The following is a 16,614-nucleotide window of genomic DNA, read 5'->3' as shown; positions in this document are numbered from 1 at the left end:
GGCTCACTCAATTCGGACGGACGATGGACTTGAGGCTGTCGGGATCGGTGTCGCTCTCGAGGGCGTCGGCGGCGTGCTCGAGGTCGTAGCGACCGGTCACCATGGCGTCGAGGTCGACGGCGCCGCTGGCCACCAGATGGATTGCGGCGGGCCAGGTGTCGGTGTATCGGAACACCCCGGTCACGGTGATCTCCAGGTTCTGGATGTGGCTGACGGGCAGGGGGTACTCGTCGGCGCCCATGCCGACGAGCACGACGTGTCCGGCGGGACCGACCGCCTTGATGCCGGCGACGACGGCCACAGGGACGCCGCTGGCGTCGATGAAGGCGTCGACGGGGTCGATCGCCGAGACGTCGTCGGTCATCGGGTCGAGGACCTCGGTGGCGCCGAACCGCAGCGCGCCCTCGCGTCGCGAGGCGACGGGATCGCTGACGACGATGCGGGCCGCACCGAACGCCCGCGCGGCCTGCGCGCAGATGACGCCGATCGGTCCGGCACCGGCGATCAGCACCGAGGTGCCCGGCGCGACGCCGGCCTTGCGCATCGTGGTGATCGCCACCGACAGCGGCTCGAGCAGTGCGGCCGCCTCGTCGGACATGGAGTCCGGGACGGGGTGGGCCATGTCGTCGTCGATGGTGACGAAGCGGCAGAACGCGCCGTCGATCGGCGGCGTGGCGTAGAACTTCATCTCCGGGCACAGGTTGTAGCGGCCTGCCGTGCACTGCGTGCACCGTCGGCACGGGTGCTGCGGCTCGACGGCGACGCGCTGGCCGATGCGGCCGGGGTCGACGCCGTCGCCGACGGCGGCGATGCGCCCGGACAGTTCGTGACCGAGGATCATCGGGTCGTCGACGACGAAGTCGCCGATCCGGCCGTGGCGGTAGTAGTGCACGTCGGAGCCGCAGACGCCGACCGCGGCGACCTCGACGAGGACCTCGCGCGGTCCGGGCGTCGGCACGGGACGATCCTCGATGCGCAGGGTCTCGACCCCCGTCATGACGCTGGCCCGCATGGTGTCGGGCAATGTGTCGGTCACGTGGCTTCCCTTCGGTTGGAGTTCAGTAGTGCGCGGCCGACGACCATCTGCGTGACGCCGGCCGTGACGCACAGTGGCGCAATGACTTCGGTGACGCCGCCGTCGACCATCACCGGCAGCTCGGGGTGTCCGACGGTGCAGGCCGTGACCAGGTTCAGCCGCGCGATGCGGCAGCGGTCGGAGGTGCCCGGCTCGATGAGCATCACCAGGACGCCGTCGGGTGCCGCGGGCCAGTGCGGACCGTCGGTGACGCCGTCCCACTCGTCCCACACCGTGATCCACGCGCCGGCGTCCGCTGCCCGGATCGCTGCGGCGCGGCCATCGGTGAACGCGTCCCACGGCAGGATGACGCGCGCCGGCCCGGTGGCCAGGACGTCGTCGAGCACGTCGTCGACGAAGTCGGCGGACCCGATCAGGTGGACGTCGATCCGGGCGGGCAGGACGCGGTCGGCGGCGGCCCTGAGGTCGTCGAGGGCGACCCCCTCGGGCAGCCCCTCCCCGACGGCCATCAGGTCGGCGTGGATCGTCATGCCCGCGTGGGCGAGTGCGGTGGCTGCGGCGAGCCGGTCCCCGGGGGCGGCGGCGTACATCGACCCGGCGATCAGGCCGGGGTAGTCGCGGTGCCACGGTGCGAGCACGGCGGGTGCGGTCACGGTCGCCCTCCGCCGTCGAGCTGGGTCATGCGGGCGAGTTCGGCCCAGCGTCCGCGCAGCGCGGCGAGGTCGCGACCGGTGGTGCGGGGGGAAACCTGTTCGCGCACGGCGGGTTGCCAGCGCTTGGCGAGGTCGCGCAGACCCGCGACGTCGGTTCCGGCGGCGACGGCGGCGGCCTGGACGCAGGCGCCCCGTGCGGTGGCCTCGTCGGCGTCGAGCACGGTGACCTGCTCGCCCAGGAGGTCGGCGAGCAGTTGCAGGGTGGCCCGCGACCGGGTGCCGCCACCGACCGCGACGGGGCTGCCGTCGAGGTCGACGCCGCACGCGCGCAGATCGTCCCGAGCGCTCATCAGCGACAGCAGCGGGCCCTCGACGAATGCGCGGGCCAGTTCCTCGCGGGTCGTGTGGGAGGTGAGGTCGGCGACGGTGCCGTGGGCGTCGGGACGGTTGGGCTTGCGCTCGCCGTCGAGGTAGGGCACCAGGACCGGACCCCGTCGGTCGCCCGCGGCGAGGGCGAGGTCGGCGAGGGTGGCGAGGTCGGTGCCGAGCAGTCGGGCGGCGACGTCGCCGACGCGGGCGGCGTTGAGCGTGCTGACCAGCGGCAGGTACCCACCCGTCAGATCGGCGACCCCGTCGACCATGCCGGTCGGGTCGAAGATCGGCGCGCGGGTGGAGGTGGCGACGACGCCGGACGTTCCGATGCCGATGTACTGGTCGCCGTCGTCGAGTCCCAGTCCGAGGTAGGCCGCGTGCTGGTCGCCGCCGCCGGGTCCGACGAGGACGTCGGCGTCGTCGATGCCCAGGGCGTCGGCGGCCTCCGCGCGCAGCGTCCCGGCGGCCTCGCAGGGACCGAGCACGGTGGGCAGCATCGCGGGCCAATCACGGTGTCCTGCGGCCAGACTCAGGTACTCCGGAACCCACTGACGCGCCGCGGTGTCGAAGTAGCCGGTGCCAGAGGCCTCCGAGCGATCGGTGACGAGGGCTCCGGTCAGCCAGTACGTCAGGTAGTCGTGGGGCAGCACCATCGCCGCGGTCCGGTCGAACATGCCCGGTTCGTGCTCGGCCATCCACGCGACCTTGGCGATCGTGAACGCAGCGGTGGGCAGCGAACCGATGCGGCGGATCCACGGCTGGGCGCCGATGTCGTCGACCAGGCGCGCGAGGTTCGGCGCGCCGGTGGTGTCGTTCCAGAGCTTCGCGGCCCGCAGAGGGCGGCCGTGCTCGTCGAGCAGCACCAGTCCGTGGCATTGAGCGGCCACCGAGATCGCCCGCACCGCGGGGCGGCCGGGGCACCGGTCCAGCGCCTCGCGTGCCGCGGTCGTGAAGGCGGCCACCCAGTCTCGTGGATGCTGCTCGCTGCTCGGCGGATACGCCGGCGGGTGCGGCGCGGCGCCGGTGGCGAGGAGCCTTCCGGTGGCGAGGTCGCGGACCTCCACCTTGCACGACTGGGTCGAGGAGTCGACCCCGAGGACGCACGCGTCGGTCATGCCGACACCACCGGTGCGGCGTCGCCGGGCCTGCGGCCGCGGAAGCCGACGCCCCCGGCCGGGTGGCTGTCGACGACGTCGTCGAGGGTGTGACCGCGCAGCGCCATCGCCACCACCGAGACCGCGTCGCCCCAGGCGCCCACCACCAGCGTGCTGGCGGTCGCGATCATGTCGCCGGGGTCCGCACCCGACGGCGTCGCCGGCAGCGCGGCGACACTCGTCGCGGCCGCGGCGAACGGCGACTCGGGCGACTCGGTCACCGCGACGACGTGCACGCCCCGGCCGACGAGCCGGTCGACGAGCCGGGTGAGTTCCTGGGACTGGCCGGTCTTGGAGATGGCGAGGACGAGGTCGGTGTCGGTGATGGCGCCCATGCCGCCGTGCAGCGCATCCATCGCGGGCAGGTAGACGGCGGGCGTGCCGCACACCGACAGCAGGTGGGCCAGTCGTTCGGCCATGATCCCGGAGGTCCCGGAGCCGGTGGTGACGACCTTGCCGGCGATGGCGACCAGGCGCTTGGCGACGTCGACCACGCCGGCCTCGACGGTTCCCACGAGGGCGGCCACGGCGGCCGACTCACGTGCGAGGACGGCGCCCGCGACGGTGACGAGCGCCGTGTCGTCCATGCCCATGCGTGTCAGATCTCCGGGGTCCTCGGTGCGCGCGAGTCGCGCCGAAAGGTGTCAAAAACGTTGTGACGAGGATCATGCAACGCCTATGCTCATATGTCAACGCCGCTGCACATATGTGCAGTGGGCCGGTGAAGTGCTGGTCAGCAAGGGTGAGAGGGGGCCGCCATGGGACCCGATGAGCTGTTCCAGCGCGCGGTCATCGCGCGGCGCTACTACCTCGAGGGTCGCACCCGAATCCAGATCGCGGAGGAATTCGGGCTGTCCCGGTTCAAGGTGGCGAGGATGCTCGACGAGGCACTCGAGTCGGGGATGGTCGAGATCAAGATCAACAATCCCGGCTCCATCGACGTCGACCTGTCCACGGCACTGCAGCGCCGCTACGGTCTCGAGCACGCCTACGCCGTCGCGGCCGACTCGACGAGCGCGGCCGATCGCGTGGACGCCGTCGCCAAGGCGATGGCCGAGCTGCTGCAGTCGATCCTGCGCGACGGCGACGTCATCGGCGTGGACTGCGGTCGCACCCTGACCAACATCGCGCCGCACCTCACCTCCCTGCCCCGCTGCGACGTCGTCCAGCTCACCGGGATGGCGGGTGCAATCACGCACAGCGGCGTCGACCTGGTGCGCCGGATCAGCGAGGTCAGCGGGGGTGAGTCCTGGCCCCTCTACGCACCGCTCGTCGTACCGGACGCCCGGACGGCCGAGAGCCTCGGCGACAACCCGCAGATCCGCGAGACCGTCGCACACCACGGCAAGGTCACCTGCGCCATCGTCTCGGTGGGTGCGTGGGTGCCCGGCGCGTCGCAGGTGTACGGCTCGCTACCGCCCGCGGAGGCCGCCGAACTCGAGGCCGCGGGCGTGGTCGCCGAGACCTGCGCGCTCCTGCTCGACGACGACGGCGCACGCGTCGCCGGCCTCGATCAGCGCCGGATGGGCATCGACGAGACCCTCCTGCGCGCCATCCCGACCCGCATCGCCCTGGCCACGGGCCCCGAGAAGATCACCGCGACGCGTGCCGTGCTGCGCTCCGGTCTGGTCTCGTCCCTGGTCACCGACAGCGACATCGCAGCCGCGGTGCTCGCATGACCGAAAGGACACCACACGTGTCAACCCCGCAGGTGGACTTCGACTTCCGGCTCGACGGCAAGGTGGCGATGGTCACCGGTGCGGCCTCCGGGATCGGCGCGGCCATCGCACGCGCGTTCGCGACGAAGGGGGCGCGGGTCGCCGTCGTCGACCTCGACGGCGACGGCGCTGAGGCCACCGCGCGGGAACTGCCGGGTTCGGCCGGGTTCGCCTGCGACGTCGCCGATCCCGCGTCCGTCGACGCCGCGGTCGACGCGGTGGTCGGCCACTTCGGTGGGATCGACGTGCTGGTCAACTGTGCGGGCATCGCCGCGTTGGCGCCCGCGGAGGACCTGCCGCTGGACATGTGGACGAGAACCATCGCCATCAACCTCACCGGCACGTTCCTGGTCTGCCAGTCGGCGGGCATGCACATGCTCGCCGCCGGGCGGGGATCGATCGTCAACATGGCCTCTCAGGCCGCGTCCGTGGCTCTCGACGAGCACGTCGCCTACTGCGCATCGAAGTTCGGCGTGGTCGGCGTGTCGAAGGTGCTGGCCAGCGAGTGGGCCGGACGTGGCGTGCGCGTCAACACCATCTCCCCCACCGTCGTCCTCACCGACCTCGGGATCAAGGCGTGGGACAACCCCCGTGGGGAGGCGCTCAAGAAGCTGATCCCCACCGGCCGCTTCGCCCTCCCCGACGAGGTCGCGGCGGCCGCGGTGTTCCTCGCCTCCGACGCCGCGGGCATGATCAACGGCGCCGACCTGCTGGTCGACGGCGGCTACACGATCCGCTAACGCTCAGCCGAGCGCGGCCGTGCCGTCCGCCGCGACCGTCACCTTCGCGCCTGCGATGTCCTCGGTGACGCTGGCCAACGCGTCCGACGGGTCGGTGAGCACCGCGAGCGCACGGGTGTCGGCCGGTGTGCGGACGGCGACGAACGCCTTCTCCGGCGCGCCTTCCCGGGTGAACGGCGTCGTCCACGTCTCCACCGTCCCGGTGCCCGCCCAGTCGTCCTCGGCGACCCGCGTGAGCTCGGCGTCGACCTCGGACTGCACGTCCTGCCAACGGAATTCGCCCGTCGGCGGCTGGGCGCCGTACAGGCCGAAGCTGTGCTTGGTGAGATAGCCGCCGTTGGCGGTGATCAGGCCGACCGACTCGGGCTGCGCGGCGAGGCGCTCCGCCATCGTGGCGATCGAGTGCGAGACGTAGTCGTTCCAGGGCCCCCCGGCGAACGTCAACCCGCCCGTCACGGTGAGCGGTCGACGCGGATCGTCCAGCGGCAGACCGAGTTCGCGGGCGGCGACCTGCACGGCCGACGGGAAGCACGAGTAGACGTCGACGAGGTCGACGTCGTCGATACCGACGCCCGCGAGTTCCAGTGCACGCCGCCCGGCGATCCGGATCGCCGGCGATCGGTGGAACTCCGCGCGCTCACCGATCAGGTAGGTGTCGTGCGCGTCGGTGCCCGCGTACGGGAAGATCCACCGGTCCCGCGGGACGCCCAGCCGAGTCGCGTTCTCAGCGGACGTCAGCACCAGCGCGGCGCCCTGGTCCACCATGTTGTTCGAGTTCATCAGCTTCGTGTACGGCCAGCTGACCATCCGGTTCTTCTCCGACGGCTGCCAGATGTCCTCGGCTGCAACGGCTTCGGTGCTCCAGGCGTGCTCGTTGCCCGCGGCCACCTCGCTGAAGCGGGCCCACAGCTCGCCGATCCGCCTGCGGTGTGCGTCCGGGGTCTCCCCCGCGTCGATCCGGACGGCCTGCTCGAACATTGGGTACACGTACGACGGCCGATCCAGCTTGATGCGGATCTCGACCTCACCGGCCATGAGGAACTCGTCGTCGCCACCGGGCGGCACGGGCACCGAGTCGTCCTGCATGGTCCAGTCCAGGTGCTCGCCTGCGGACTTGACCCTCGTCCTGGTGCGCCACGTCTCGGCGCCGGCGATCAGGACGGTGTCGACCCGGCCGGCCTGGATGTCCAGGCACGCCTGGTTCACCAGGGACTGCGGCACGTTGCCCCCGATGCTCGTGTACCGGCCCTCGGCCCCCGACGCGCCGATCCGTTGCGCCAGAAGCAGTCCCGGGTTGCGGTACCGCCAGGACAGCAGGTTCACGATGCGGACCGAGTCCACGGCCTCGAGCACCCGCGGATCGGCGGCCGCGCGTGCGGCCGACTCCATCAGGTCGACGGGCTCGGTCGAGGGGTCGACGTCGCGCTGGTTCACCTGGCCGTAGCCGACGAGGACCGGCGTGCGGGGATCGATGGTCAAGGGGTGACCTCTCTGCTGGTGTGACCGGCTGGCCGGGTCACGGGGTGGACTCGAGGAGCGGGTGCTCGGAACCGGCCCAGGCGAACACCGCACCGGTGGCGGCCAGTGCGGCGACCTCCTCGGCGCTCATCCCGAGCACGTCGCGGCAGATCTCGGCGGTGTGCTCGCCGGGCATGGGTGCCGGACGGAGGTCCGCGTCGGGGACGTGGCGGAACGGTGCGGGGTGGATCTCGGTGGGCATCGGGGCGTCGAACAGCGGGTGGTCCATCCGGCCGAAGGCGGCGCGGGCCTCGAGCTGCGGATCGGTGAGGACGTCGACGGCTCGATTCATCGGCCCGGCGGGAATCCCCGCGGCCTGCAGCACGCGGGTGGCCTCCGACTTGTCCAGCGCCCCGGTCCACGTAGCCGCGGCGTCGACGAGGTCGGCGTCGTCGGCCGGCACCTCGGCGAGTCCGAGAAGGGTGGCCAGCGTGCTCCGGTGTGAGGCGTCGGTCAGCGAGACGACGCACCACTCGTCGTCACCCGCGCAGGGCAGAACGGCGTCGACCGCGTCGTCGGGCCGGACGTCGGCTCCGCCCGCGCGCGCCGCGTCGGCGACGAAGGACGCCGCAAGTTGGTTCACCGCCACCTCGGCCTGGGACACGTGCACCCGCGAGCCGACGCCGCGGCGGCCGATGAGCGCGGCCAGCGCGGCGATGGCGGTCAGCTTCGCCGCCACGTGGTCGGGGAAGATCGTGGTCGCGTCGCGGGGTTCCGACGACCCCGAGGCCACCCTGCCCGGATGGCGGTCCGACCACAGCCTGCTGACGCCGGTGGTGGCGCGCACCAGCGGGCCGTACCCCATCCGCTCGCTCCACGGTCCGGTCGCGCCGAAGGCGCTGCTCTCCGCGAGCACGATCCGGGGGTTGGCGGCGCGCAGCTCGTCGAGCGAGAAGCCGAGCGAATCCAGCGTCCCGGGCTTGAAGTTGGCGAACACCGCGTCGGCGGAGGCCACCAGACGTCGGAAGACGGCCGCGCCCAGAGGGTGTCGTAGATCGAGGCCCAGGCTGCGTTCGTTGCGGTGGGTGAGCGCCCACGACCGGCTCATCTGCTGGCCCGGGGCCGTCTGGCGCAGCCCGTCGGGGTACGCGGCGCTCTCCACCTTGATGACGTCCGCCCCGAGGTCGGCGAAGAGCCTGCCGAGTTCCCCGCCCGCGACGATCACCCCGAGGTCGAGGATCCGCAGTCCGGCGAACGGCCGATCCGTCTCGTCGGCCGTGCCGACGTCGGGTGCGGGGTGCGGCCTCGGTAGCCACTCGGTGCGGTCCCCGGCCGCGGCGGGTGCGGGGTGCCGCAGACCGGCGTGGGCGCCGTCGATCACGAAGGCCCCGACGGGCACGTCGAGCGGCGGGCCGTCGGCCAGGCGAACGGACCGCAACGCGCCCACCGCTCGGAGGTGTTCGCTCGCAAGGGCTTCCGTCGGAGACAGAACGGCGGCGATCGGTACGCCGCGTACCCGTCCCTCGGCCACCAGATCGTCCATCGACGCGTCGGCGAAGCGGGCCGCGATGAGGGCGTTCAGTTCCGCGGACGCGGCGTAGCGTGCCCCGATGGTGTCGAACGCGGGGTCGGCGAAGCGGGCGGGTTCACCGAGCCAGGCCCGCATCCCGCGCCACTGCCGAGCCGACAGCACGCAGAGTCGGACGTGTCCGTCGCGGCAGCGAAAGGTGGGGTAGATCTGCTGGTTGCGCGGTCGGCCGCGCCACAGCTGGTTTGAGGCCTTGAGCCCGACGGCGGCCTGGCCCTCGGAGCCGAACGGCGGGTCGAGGGTCTGCACGACGGCTTCGAAGCGCGCGAGGTCGACGGAGTCACCCCTGCCGGAGCGCAGGCGGTGGAAGTACGCGACCAGCACCGCCCAGGCCGCCTGTGCGGCCGCGGTCGTAGACGCGATGCCGTGCGGTGGCAGGACGGGACGGCCGACGGTCGGGCCCGACCGCGACAGCGCCGTCGACATCGCATAGAGCACCGAGTCGGTGGCCTCCCAGGAGGCGTACGGGCCGTCCGTGCCGAAGTCGGTCACCGACAGTGCGACCAGATGACCGAATCGATCGGCGAGTTCGGCTGCCGAGGTCCCGAAGGCCGACAGTCCGCCCGGTCGCCCGCCGTCGACGACCACGTCGGCCTCGGCCACCAGGTCGACCAGGCGGTCGCGATCCTCGGCGACCGCGGCATCCAGTTCAGCGCAGCGCTTGTTGGCGTTGTCGAGGGCGAACGGGATGCCGACTCCGGCCACCGCCGGGGGATGTCGTCGCGCCGACGACCCGCCCGGCGGCTCGATCTTGAGCACGTCGGCGCCGAGATCGGCCAACAGCCGACCGACGCCGTCGGATTCGGCTCCGCCGACGTCCAGCACGCGTAGCGACGCCAATAGCTGACACGTGTCAAGCATGATGATCAGTATCGTCCAGCGTCCGGCGCGACGACGTACGGGGTGGTCGCCGGACCGCGTTCGACGCGTCGACCTGCGACGTCCCCGCGCACCCCTACACTTGAGCGGTCATGATCGAGTCCAGCGCCGCCGTCGCGCCACCGCCGCACCCGCTGGTCGAGCAGCTCTCGGTCCTGCACCACTACCGCATGTACGTCGACATCGGCGTCGTGGTCACCGTGCTCGTCCTCACCAACCTGATCGCCCACTTCACCACGCCGTGGGCCAACGTCGTGACCGTGCCGCTCGCCGCCCTGGGACTGGTCGCGCTGGTCCGCTCCCGCGGGCTCGGGTGGACCGAGCTGGGGCTCGGCCGCGAGCACTGGCGGTCCGGTGCCGGCTACGCCCTGGCCGCGGTGGCAGTGGTCGCCGCCGTGATCGCGATCGGCATCGCGCTGCCCTGGACCCGGCCCATGTTCATGAACGATCACTACGCCACGCTCTCCGGTGCGCTACTGGCGTCGATGATCATCATCCCGCTGCAGACGGTGATCCCCGAGGAGCTGGCGTTCCGCGGGGTGCTGCACGGAGCGCTCACCCGGGCGTGGGGGTTCCGTGGCGTCGCCGCCGCGGGTTCGCTGCTGTTCGGGCTCTGGCACGTCGCCACCTCGCTCGGATTGACGAGCAGCAACGTCGGCTTCACCCGCATCTTCGGCGGCGGCGTCGCCGGGATGGTCGCGGGTGTCGTCCTCGCGGTGATCGCGACGGGCGCGGCCGGCTTCGTCTTCACCTGGCTCCGCGGCCGCAGCGGCAGCCTGATCGCGCCGATCGCCCTGCACTGGGCCCTCAACGGCCTCGGCGCTCTGGCCGCGGCGCTGGTCTGGCACGCGTCGACCTAGGTCCCCGCCCGGCGGCGTGCCCTGAACTCCCGGTTCTTCACCTTGTTCCCGCAGGTCGACATGTCGCACCACGTCCCGCCGTGGTTCCGGGAACGGTCGTAGAACACCCAGCGGCAGTCCTCGTTGGCGCATGCCTTGAGATGCCCCCAGGTGCCGTCGCGCTGCGCGTCGGCGACCACCGCCAGGAGGCCGGCGAGCCGATCGGCCACGGACTCCCCCGCCGGCGCCACCGTCACGGTCCCCGTGGGGTCGAGGTCGGCTCGCAGCCGCGCAGTGCGGGCGACGTCGCGCAGCGGACGCAGGACGGCGGCGTCGTGATTCGCACTCCCGCCCATTACGAGCGCGTGCAACGCCTCCCGGACCCCCACGACGAGCGCGAGGTGGTCGGCATCGAGCGTCGCACCTGTGGTCAGCAGCCCGGTGTCGGTGAGCCACGGGGTGGCGGAGTCCACGGTCGAGAGCCGGTCACGGCCGGACTCCCGGTCCACCGAGTTGATCAGTGCCTGGACCAGGCGCAGTCGACCCGGTGCGGGCTTGGCCTCGTCGTCGTCGACCGTCACGCCTCCACCCTAGCCGCCATGACCGCCTAAATCTCTTGACTGGTCACGCGTGACCACCGTAGCGTCGAAGGAAGTCACGACGACAGGAGAAGAGATGTCCGAGCACCTGCTCACCGACGAGCGCATCGCCCGCGCGTCCGTCGTCTCGCCGTCCTGGTGGTCCAGGACCCGGGCTCGCGTCGGGGCCCTGCGATACGACCGCGAACTCGAGGAGGGCCGCCGGGTCACTCCCGGGACGCCGCTGTCGGTGCACGCGGCGCGGTTGGCGTCCGTCCGGGAGCGTCGGGAGTTGGCGGCGTCGCTGTTCGCGGTCATGGACGACGCACACGACGGCCGACCCGAGCGGAACCGCCGGGTCCCGGTCGACGTAGCGGCCGTTCGACGCGCCGCCGACGTCGTCGACGCCGTGCTGGTGAGGCTCGAGCCCTCGCACCCGGCACGGATTCGCGGCGTGGCACGCCTGCGCATCCTGCTCGCCGACGGTCGGGGACCCCTCTACCGAGCGGGTGCGGGGAGCCTGGACGCCGCGATGCGCGGCGTCCTGGCCGCCCTGTGACCTAACGCTTGCGCACGGCTCCCACGATCGCCAGGAGGATCACCGAACCGAGGATCGCGGTGAACAGCGTGAACCACCAACCGCCGCCGGCCGTGTCGAGGAAGAAGCTGAGCAGGAAGCCACCGATGAGCGCACCGACGATGCCGATGACGATGTTCATCAGGATGCCCGAGCCACCGCCCTTGACGATCTTTCCCGCGATCCACCCGGCCAGCGCGCCGATGATGATGTAGCCGATCCAGCCGACGCTGGTCTGCGTGGTCGACCGTGCAAGGAACTCGGTAGCCGCGAACAATTCCATGAAGACTCCTGCCTCAAACCGGCCAGCGGGGCACTGGCTCGGTTCCGGTATACCCACGGCGGGTAACGGTTAAGGCAACGAAAGGGGCACGAACGGCGACCCGTTTACGCGCCACGGGTCAACGCGGCTGCATCTCCGGCGGTGCGTCGGTGACCGGAACCGGGACGCCGATGGCGGGACGGGCCGGCGGTGCGTTCGGGTCCGGCGGGGGCGCGTTGGGGTCCGGCGGTGCGTTGGGGTCCGGCGGCGGCGGAGGCGGCGGCGGGGTGTACGGCCTGATCGACTGGGCCAGCGTTGCGGCGGCGCCCTTGTCGACGGGGTTGTTGGCGGTGCCCAACCACACGACGAACCAGCGCTCGGGCGCGCGTTGCCCACGCGGCGCTCCCGGCGTCGGCGCGTTTCCGACGACACCGGCCCAGATCTGCCCGTTCGGCTTCGCCGCGTCGGTGAACTTCACCTCGTAGGACGAGAAGGCGCCCGGCATGCCCGCTGCGTCGAGCGCGCCCGACTCCTGGTTGACCCGGGTGCCCGCGAACGGCATGAAGAACTCACCCATGTCCGACGCGAGTCGGGTTGCGGCCTTGCCGTTGTCGGCCTCGGCGCCCGCGAACAGCTTGAGGTCGAGGCGGCCGAGCAGGACGCTGGTGTCGCTCGGCGACTGCTCGGTCCCCGGCGGCGGGATCTTGGTGAGAAGTGCCTGGCCGTAGGACAACTGGGTCTGATCGGAGATCTTCCACCCGGCGGGCACGACGTAGCTGAACCCGCCGGACGCGTTGTCGACGCGGCCGGGCTCGGGTGGCGCGGGTGCAGGCGCCGGTGGCGGCGCGTTCGGATCCGCGGGAGGCGCCGGCGGCGCGTTCGGATCCGCGGGCGGCGGGGCGGCCGGCGCCGGGGGTGGCGGCGCGTTCGGATCCGCGGGTGGGGGCGGCGCGGCCGGAACCGCCGGCGCCGCCGGAACCGCCGGCGCCGCCGGAACCGCGGGTGCGGGAGCCGGCGTCGGAGGAGGTGGTGCGGGTTCGGCGTTGGCGACGCCGGGCAGCACGAGGGTCATTGCCGTTGCGCTCGCGATGGCCAGCGCCCGGGACAGGTTCTGGCGCCGTCGGCTGCGTGGGTGTTGCATGGGGAAGAAACTACCGTGTTACGGCCGTGACGCAAGTGTGAGTTGCTCTTAGAGTGCCAAACGTGAAGGTTGCTGTCCGCGGCATATGCACTGCGGGCGACCTGTCGACTGGATTGCTCGCACGGCGGCACCCCGGTGGTCCCATGGCACCGGGTGGCGGACGTGTCACAGGGTTGATCGCCCGCCCGCGCCGGACCGTTACGCCCAGGTCGGCGCAACGGTGCGGCACACCCGACGTGCCCGCGAACCTGGCCCGTCGCGGCCCGCGCTCACCCCTCCGACGACACTCCCCCGCCTGCCCTGCGACACCCACGCGGATGCCCGCGTGGCGAATTTCGCGGCCTAGCTACCGTCCAGTAACATCAGGCACGACTCGCTGGGTTCAGCGTCGAACACGAGGAGGTCGTCATGTCCACCGCTTCACAAGAGGTGCTCGTCACCGGCGGCGACACGGATCTGGGCGGCATCATCGCCCGAGGTTTCCGCGACGCCGGCCACCGGGTGGTCATCGCCGGAGCCCGGCGGGACGATCTCGAGGTCGCCGCGAAGGAACTCGACGTCGACTACATCGTGGTCGACAACACCGATCCCGCGTCGCTGGAGTCGGTGCGCGGCGAATTCCCGCAGCACCTCGACACCATCATCAACGTGCCGTCCCCGCGCCACCCCGTCACCGGCGACCCGCGCACGTACAACCTGAGCGACCAGGCCGCCGCGTGGCGCTCCCACCTCGACGCAACGGTGCTGTCGGCAGTACTCACCGTGTCGATACTCGGGGACCAACTCAGCTCCGGCGGTGCGATCGTCAACGTCGTACCCGCCAACCCCGCCGAGAGCACCCCCGACGCCGCCATCAAGGCCGCCATGTCCAACTGGACGGCCGGCCAGGCGACCCACTTCGGCATCCGCGGCATCACCGTCAACACGGTGGCCGCGGGCAAGGGCATCGAGCCCGGCTACGACGGCATCGCCGACACCAGCCCGTCGGTCGCCGCCGAGATCACCCGTCTCGCGCTGTTCCTCACCACGCCCGCCGCACGACACATCACGGGCGAGACCCTGCACGTCAGTCACGGAGCGCTCGCGAACTTCGCCTGACCGCGGTTTATTCCGGCTTCGCGCCCAGCGAAACGGCGCGCGAGGCGCATCGCGGCGTGGTTATGGTCGGGTCCGTGACGATTCGACTCGGACTCCAGATCCCCAACTTCTCCTACGGCACCGGCGTCGCCGAGATGTTCCCCACCGTGATCGCTCAGGCGCGGGAAGCCGAGGCCGCAGGTTTCGACTCCGTCTTCCTGATGGACCACTTCTATCAGCTGCCGGGACTGGGCACGCCCGACCAGCCGATGCTCGAGGCGTACACCGCCCTCGGTGCGCTCGCGGCGGCGACCGAGCGCGTGCAGCTCGGCACGCTGGTCACCGGCAACACCTACCGTCAGCCCACGCTGCTCGCCAAGGCCATCACCACGCTCGACGTGATCAGCCAGGGCCGGGCGGTGCTCGGCATCGGCACCGGCTGGTTCGAACTCGAGCACGACTCACTGGGCTACGAGTTCGGCACCTTCACCGACCGCTTCAACAAGCTCGGCGAGGCCCTCGACATCATCCTGCCGATGCTCGCCGGCGAGCGCCCGACGGTGTCGGGCAAGTACTACAGGACCCAGGAGGCGATGGCCGAGCCCCGCTTCCGCGACCACGTTCCGCTGATGATCGGCGGCAGCGGTGAGAAGAAGACGATCCCGTTGGCCGCCAAGCACTTCGACCACCTCAACATCATCGCCGGCTTCGACGAGCTGCCCCGCAAGCTCCAGGTCGTCAAGGAGCGCTGCGAGGAGATCGGCCGCGACCCCGCCACCCTGGAGACCAGCATGCTCGTGGTCGCGATGATCGACGAGAACGTGACCGCCGACCTGATCCCGGAGGACTTCCGGCAGCAGGCCGTCTTCGGCAGCCCCGAGCAGGTCGCCGAGCAGGTCAAGGAGAAGGTCCTCGACGCAGGCGTCGACGGCGTCATCCTCAGCCCGGTGACCAGCATCAACGGCTACCAGCCGGGAGGCGCGACCGCCGTCGCCGAACTGCTGAAGCCGCACCTGGGCCTCTAGGCACGGGTGACCCGGGAAGAGGATCGGGCGCGGTGTGGCATCTCACCGCGCCCCCGGGATGTCCGCCGACTAACCTGAACGTTGTATTGGTCGTCAAAGCGGAACATCCGTCTAGGAGCAGAAATGAGCCACCCCGGAGCTACGGCGTCGGATCGGCACAAGGTCGTCATCATCGGTTCGGGGTTCGGCGGGCTGAATGCCGCGAAGGCACTCAAGCGCACCGACGTCGACATCAAGTTGATCGCACGCACCACGCACCACCTGTTCCAGCCGCTGCTGTACCAGGTCGCCACGGGCATCATCTCCGAGGGCGAGATCGCTCCGCCCACCCGCCTCATCCTGCGCAAGCAGGAGAACGCGCAGGTGCTGCTCGGTGACGTCACCCACGTCGACCTCGCGAACAAGACCGTCGACTCGGTGCTGCTCGGGCACACCTACCGCACGCCCTACGACAGCCTCGTCATCGCTGCGGGCGCCGGACAGTCCTACTTCGGCAACGACCACTTCGCGGAGTTCGCGCCCGGGATGAAGTCGATCGACGACGCCCTCGAGTTGCGCGGACGCATCCTCGGCGCCTTCGAGCAGGCGGAACGCTCGAGCGATCCCGAACGTCGCAAGAAGCTGCTCACGTTCGTCGTGGTCGGCGCAGGCCCCACCGGCGTGGAGATGGCGGGCCAGATCCAGGAGCTCGCCGACCAGACGCTCAAGGGCAGCTTCCGGCACATCGATCCGACGGAGGCGCACGTCATCCTCCTCGACGCGGCGCCGGCCGTGCTACCCCCCATGGGCGAGAAGCTCGGCCTCAAGGCGAAGAACCGGCTCGAGAAGATGGGCGTCGAGATCCAGCTCAACGCCATGGTCACCGACGTTGACCGCAACGGCATCACCGTCAAGGACAAGGACGGCAGCAGCCGTCGCATCGAGGCGGCGTGCAAGGTGTGGTCGGCCGGCGTGCAGGCGAGTCCGCTGGGCCGCGACCTGGCCAACCAGTCCGCCACCGAGGTCGACCGCGCGGGACGCGTGAAGGTCAACCCCGACCTGTCGATCCCCGGTCACCCCAACGTGTTCGTCGTCGGCGACATGGCGTTCGTCGAGGGCGTGCCCGGCATGGCGCAGGGTGCCATCCAGGGCGGCAAGTACGTGGCCAAGATCATCGACAACGAGGTGAAGGCCCGCGAGCACGGCACCATGCCGAAGCCGCGCGAACCGTTCAGCTACTTCGACAAGGGCTCGATGGCGACGGTGTCGAAGTACAACGCCGTCGCGCAGGTGGGCAAGCTCGAGTTCGGCGGCTTCATCGCCTGGCTGGCGTGGCTCGGACTGCACCTCATCTACCTGGTCGGGTTCAAGACCAAGATCGCAACCCTGCTGTCGTGGGCGGTGACGTTCCTCAGCCGTCAGCGCGGCCAGCTGACGATCACCGAGCAGCAGGCCTACGCCCGTACCCGCATCGAGGAACTCGAGGAGATCGCGGCCGCCGTGCAGGAGGAGAGGGCGAGCTAGCGGCACCCCGCGGG

Annotated in this window: 16 protein-coding genes; 7 read left to right on the top strand and 9 right to left on the bottom strand. The window is 71.2% G+C overall.

Going from position 1 to position 16,614, the window contains the following annotated elements:
• Positions 1-7: 7 nt before the first annotated feature.
• Genes G6N64_RS20900 through G6N64_RS20885 form a run of 4 tightly spaced genes read right to left on the bottom strand, consistent with a single transcriptional unit; the run spans position 8 to position 3,808 of the window.
• Positions 8-997, bottom strand: a complete 990-nt coding sequence (locus tag G6N64_RS20900) for an NAD(P)-dependent alcohol dehydrogenase (protein WP_174266979.1) — start codon at positions 995-997, stop codon at positions 8-10.
• A 35-nt stretch (positions 998-1,032) separates the two neighbouring features.
• A complete protein-coding gene (locus G6N64_RS20895; RefSeq protein ID WP_163799386.1) occupies positions 1,033-1,689 on the bottom strand; it encodes a beta/alpha barrel domain-containing protein in 657 nt (218 codons plus the stop codon).
• Positions 1,686-3,176, bottom strand: a complete 1,491-nt coding sequence (locus tag G6N64_RS20890) for an FGGY family carbohydrate kinase (RefSeq protein WP_163799384.1) — start codon at positions 3,174-3,176, stop codon at positions 1,686-1,688. The genes G6N64_RS20895 and G6N64_RS20890 overlap by 4 nt, the downstream gene beginning before the upstream one ends.
• Complete coding sequence (locus G6N64_RS20885; RefSeq protein ID WP_163799382.1) at positions 3,173-3,808, bottom strand: SIS domain-containing protein; 636 nt, start codon at positions 3,806-3,808, stop codon at positions 3,173-3,175. The genes G6N64_RS20890 and G6N64_RS20885 overlap by 4 nt, the downstream gene beginning before the upstream one ends.
• 165 nt (positions 3,809-3,973) lie before the next feature.
• On the opposite strand from G6N64_RS20885, the gene G6N64_RS20880 reads away from it, so the two are divergent.
• A complete protein-coding gene (locus G6N64_RS20880) occupies positions 3,974-4,894 on the top strand; it encodes a sugar-binding transcriptional regulator (protein ID WP_163799380.1) in 921 nt (306 codons plus the stop codon).
• A gap of 17 nt (positions 4,895-4,911) precedes the next feature.
• Entirely contained in the window at positions 4,912-5,673 is a 762-nt protein-coding gene (locus tag G6N64_RS20875; RefSeq protein ID WP_264002304.1) for a GolD/DthD family dehydrogenase, read from the top strand.
• A 3-nt stretch (positions 5,674-5,676) separates the two neighbouring features.
• Here G6N64_RS20875 and G6N64_RS20870 read toward each other — a convergent pair whose 3' ends face one another.
• Entirely contained in the window at positions 5,677-7,152 is a 1,476-nt protein-coding gene (locus tag G6N64_RS20870; RefSeq protein ID WP_163799376.1) for an acetyl-CoA acetyltransferase, read from the bottom strand.
• A gap of 37 nt (positions 7,153-7,189) precedes the next feature.
• Positions 7,190-9,580, bottom strand: coding sequence for a CaiB/BaiF CoA-transferase family protein (locus G6N64_RS20865; RefSeq protein WP_174266853.1), 2,391 nt, complete (start codon positions 9,578-9,580; stop codon positions 7,190-7,192).
• Between the two features lie 110 nt (positions 9,581-9,690).
• Between G6N64_RS20865 and G6N64_RS20860 the strand changes: the two genes are divergently transcribed.
• Positions 9,691-10,458, top strand: coding sequence for a CPBP family intramembrane glutamic endopeptidase (locus G6N64_RS20860; RefSeq protein WP_174266852.1), 768 nt, complete (start codon positions 9,691-9,693; stop codon positions 10,456-10,458).
• On the opposite strand, the gene G6N64_RS20855 is transcribed toward G6N64_RS20860, so the two are convergent.
• Positions 10,455-11,018 carry a CGNR zinc finger domain-containing protein gene (locus G6N64_RS20855; protein WP_163799374.1) on the bottom strand — a complete coding sequence of 188 codons (564 nt, stop codon included), beginning with the start codon at positions 11,016-11,018 and terminating at the stop codon, positions 10,455-10,457. The two genes, G6N64_RS20860 and G6N64_RS20855, sit on opposite strands and share 4 nt — an antisense overlap.
• A 94-nt stretch (positions 11,019-11,112) precedes the next feature.
• On the opposite strand from G6N64_RS20855, the gene G6N64_RS20850 reads away from it, so the two are divergent.
• Positions 11,113-11,574, top strand: a complete 462-nt coding sequence (locus G6N64_RS20850; protein ID WP_163799372.1) for a hypothetical protein — start codon at positions 11,113-11,115, stop codon at positions 11,572-11,574.
• 1 nt (position 11,575) lies between these two features.
• On the opposite strand, the gene G6N64_RS20845 is transcribed toward G6N64_RS20850, so the two are convergent.
• Positions 11,576-11,875, bottom strand: coding sequence for a GlsB/YeaQ/YmgE family stress response membrane protein (locus G6N64_RS20845; RefSeq protein WP_163799370.1), 300 nt, complete (start codon positions 11,873-11,875; stop codon positions 11,576-11,578).
• Between the two features lie 118 nt (positions 11,876-11,993).
• Entirely contained in the window at positions 11,994-12,995 is a 1,002-nt protein-coding gene (locus G6N64_RS20840; RefSeq protein WP_163799368.1) for an APA family fibronectin-binding glycoprotein, read from the bottom strand.
• Positions 12,996-13,403: 408 nt separating this feature from the next.
• On the opposite strand from G6N64_RS20840, the gene G6N64_RS20835 reads away from it, so the two are divergent.
• The 3 genes from G6N64_RS20835 to G6N64_RS20825 all read left to right on the top strand — a co-directional run bounded on the left by G6N64_RS20835 (position 13,404) and on the right by G6N64_RS20825 (position 16,600).
• The gene (locus G6N64_RS20835) at positions 13,404-14,093 is read left to right on the top strand and encodes an SDR family oxidoreductase (protein ID WP_163799366.1); all 690 of its coding nucleotides are present in this window, start codon (positions 13,404-13,406) and stop codon (positions 14,091-14,093) included.
• A 74-nt stretch (positions 14,094-14,167) separates the two neighbouring features.
• Positions 14,168-15,097 carry an LLM class F420-dependent oxidoreductase gene (locus tag G6N64_RS20830; protein ID WP_163799364.1) on the top strand — a complete coding sequence of 310 codons (930 nt, stop codon included), beginning with the start codon at positions 14,168-14,170 and terminating at the stop codon, positions 15,095-15,097.
• A gap of 123 nt (positions 15,098-15,220) precedes the next feature.
• The gene (locus G6N64_RS20825) at positions 15,221-16,600 is read left to right on the top strand and encodes a type II NADH:quinone oxidoreductase Ndh (protein WP_163799362.1); all 1,380 of its coding nucleotides are present in this window, start codon (positions 15,221-15,223) and stop codon (positions 16,598-16,600) included.
• The last annotated feature ends 14 nt before the right edge of the window (positions 16,601-16,614 follow it).

Origin of the sequence: Mycolicibacterium sediminis, assembly GCF_010731735.1 — a bacterium.
Classification (GTDB): Bacteria; Actinomycetota; Actinomycetes; order Mycobacteriales; family Mycobacteriaceae; genus Mycobacterium; species Mycobacterium sediminis.
The sequence above is the reverse complement of the archived record's forward strand: the minus strand, read 5'-3'. Positions and strand labels throughout refer to the sequence as shown.

Bases quoted from the DNA above. Each gene is read 5' to 3' on its own strand.
- G6N64_RS20900 (WP_174266979.1), bottom strand. From the start codon at position 997: ATGACGGGGGTCGAGACCCTGCGCATCGAGGATCGTCCCGTGCCGACG.
- G6N64_RS20890 (WP_163799384.1), bottom strand. From the start codon at position 3,176: ATGACCGACGCGTGCGTCCTCGGGGTCGACTCCTCGACCCAGTCGTGC.
- G6N64_RS20885 (WP_163799382.1), bottom strand. From the start codon at position 3,808: ATGGGCATGGACGACACGGCGCTCGTCACCGTCGCGGGCGCCGTCCTC.
- G6N64_RS20880 (WP_163799380.1), top strand. From the start codon at position 3,974: ATGGGACCCGATGAGCTGTTCCAGCGCGCGGTCATCGCGCGGCGCTAC.
- G6N64_RS20865 (WP_174266853.1), bottom strand. From the start codon at position 9,580: ATGCTTGACACGTGTCAGCTATTGGCGTCGCTACGCGTGCTGGACGTC.
- G6N64_RS20860 (WP_174266852.1), top strand. From the start codon at position 9,691: ATGATCGAGTCCAGCGCCGCCGTCGCGCCACCGCCGCACCCGCTGGTC.
- G6N64_RS20850 (WP_163799372.1), top strand. From the start codon at position 11,113: ATGTCCGAGCACCTGCTCACCGACGAGCGCATCGCCCGCGCGTCCGTC.
- G6N64_RS20845 (WP_163799370.1), bottom strand. From the start codon at position 11,875: ATGGAATTGTTCGCGGCTACCGAGTTCCTTGCACGGTCGACCACGCAG.
- G6N64_RS20840 (WP_163799368.1), bottom strand. From the start codon at position 12,995: ATGCAACACCCACGCAGCCGACGGCGCCAGAACCTGTCCCGGGCGCTG.
- G6N64_RS20835 (WP_163799366.1), top strand. From the start codon at position 13,404: ATGTCCACCGCTTCACAAGAGGTGCTCGTCACCGGCGGCGACACGGAT.
- G6N64_RS20825 (WP_163799362.1), top strand. From the start codon at position 15,221: ATGAGCCACCCCGGAGCTACGGCGTCGGATCGGCACAAGGTCGTCATC.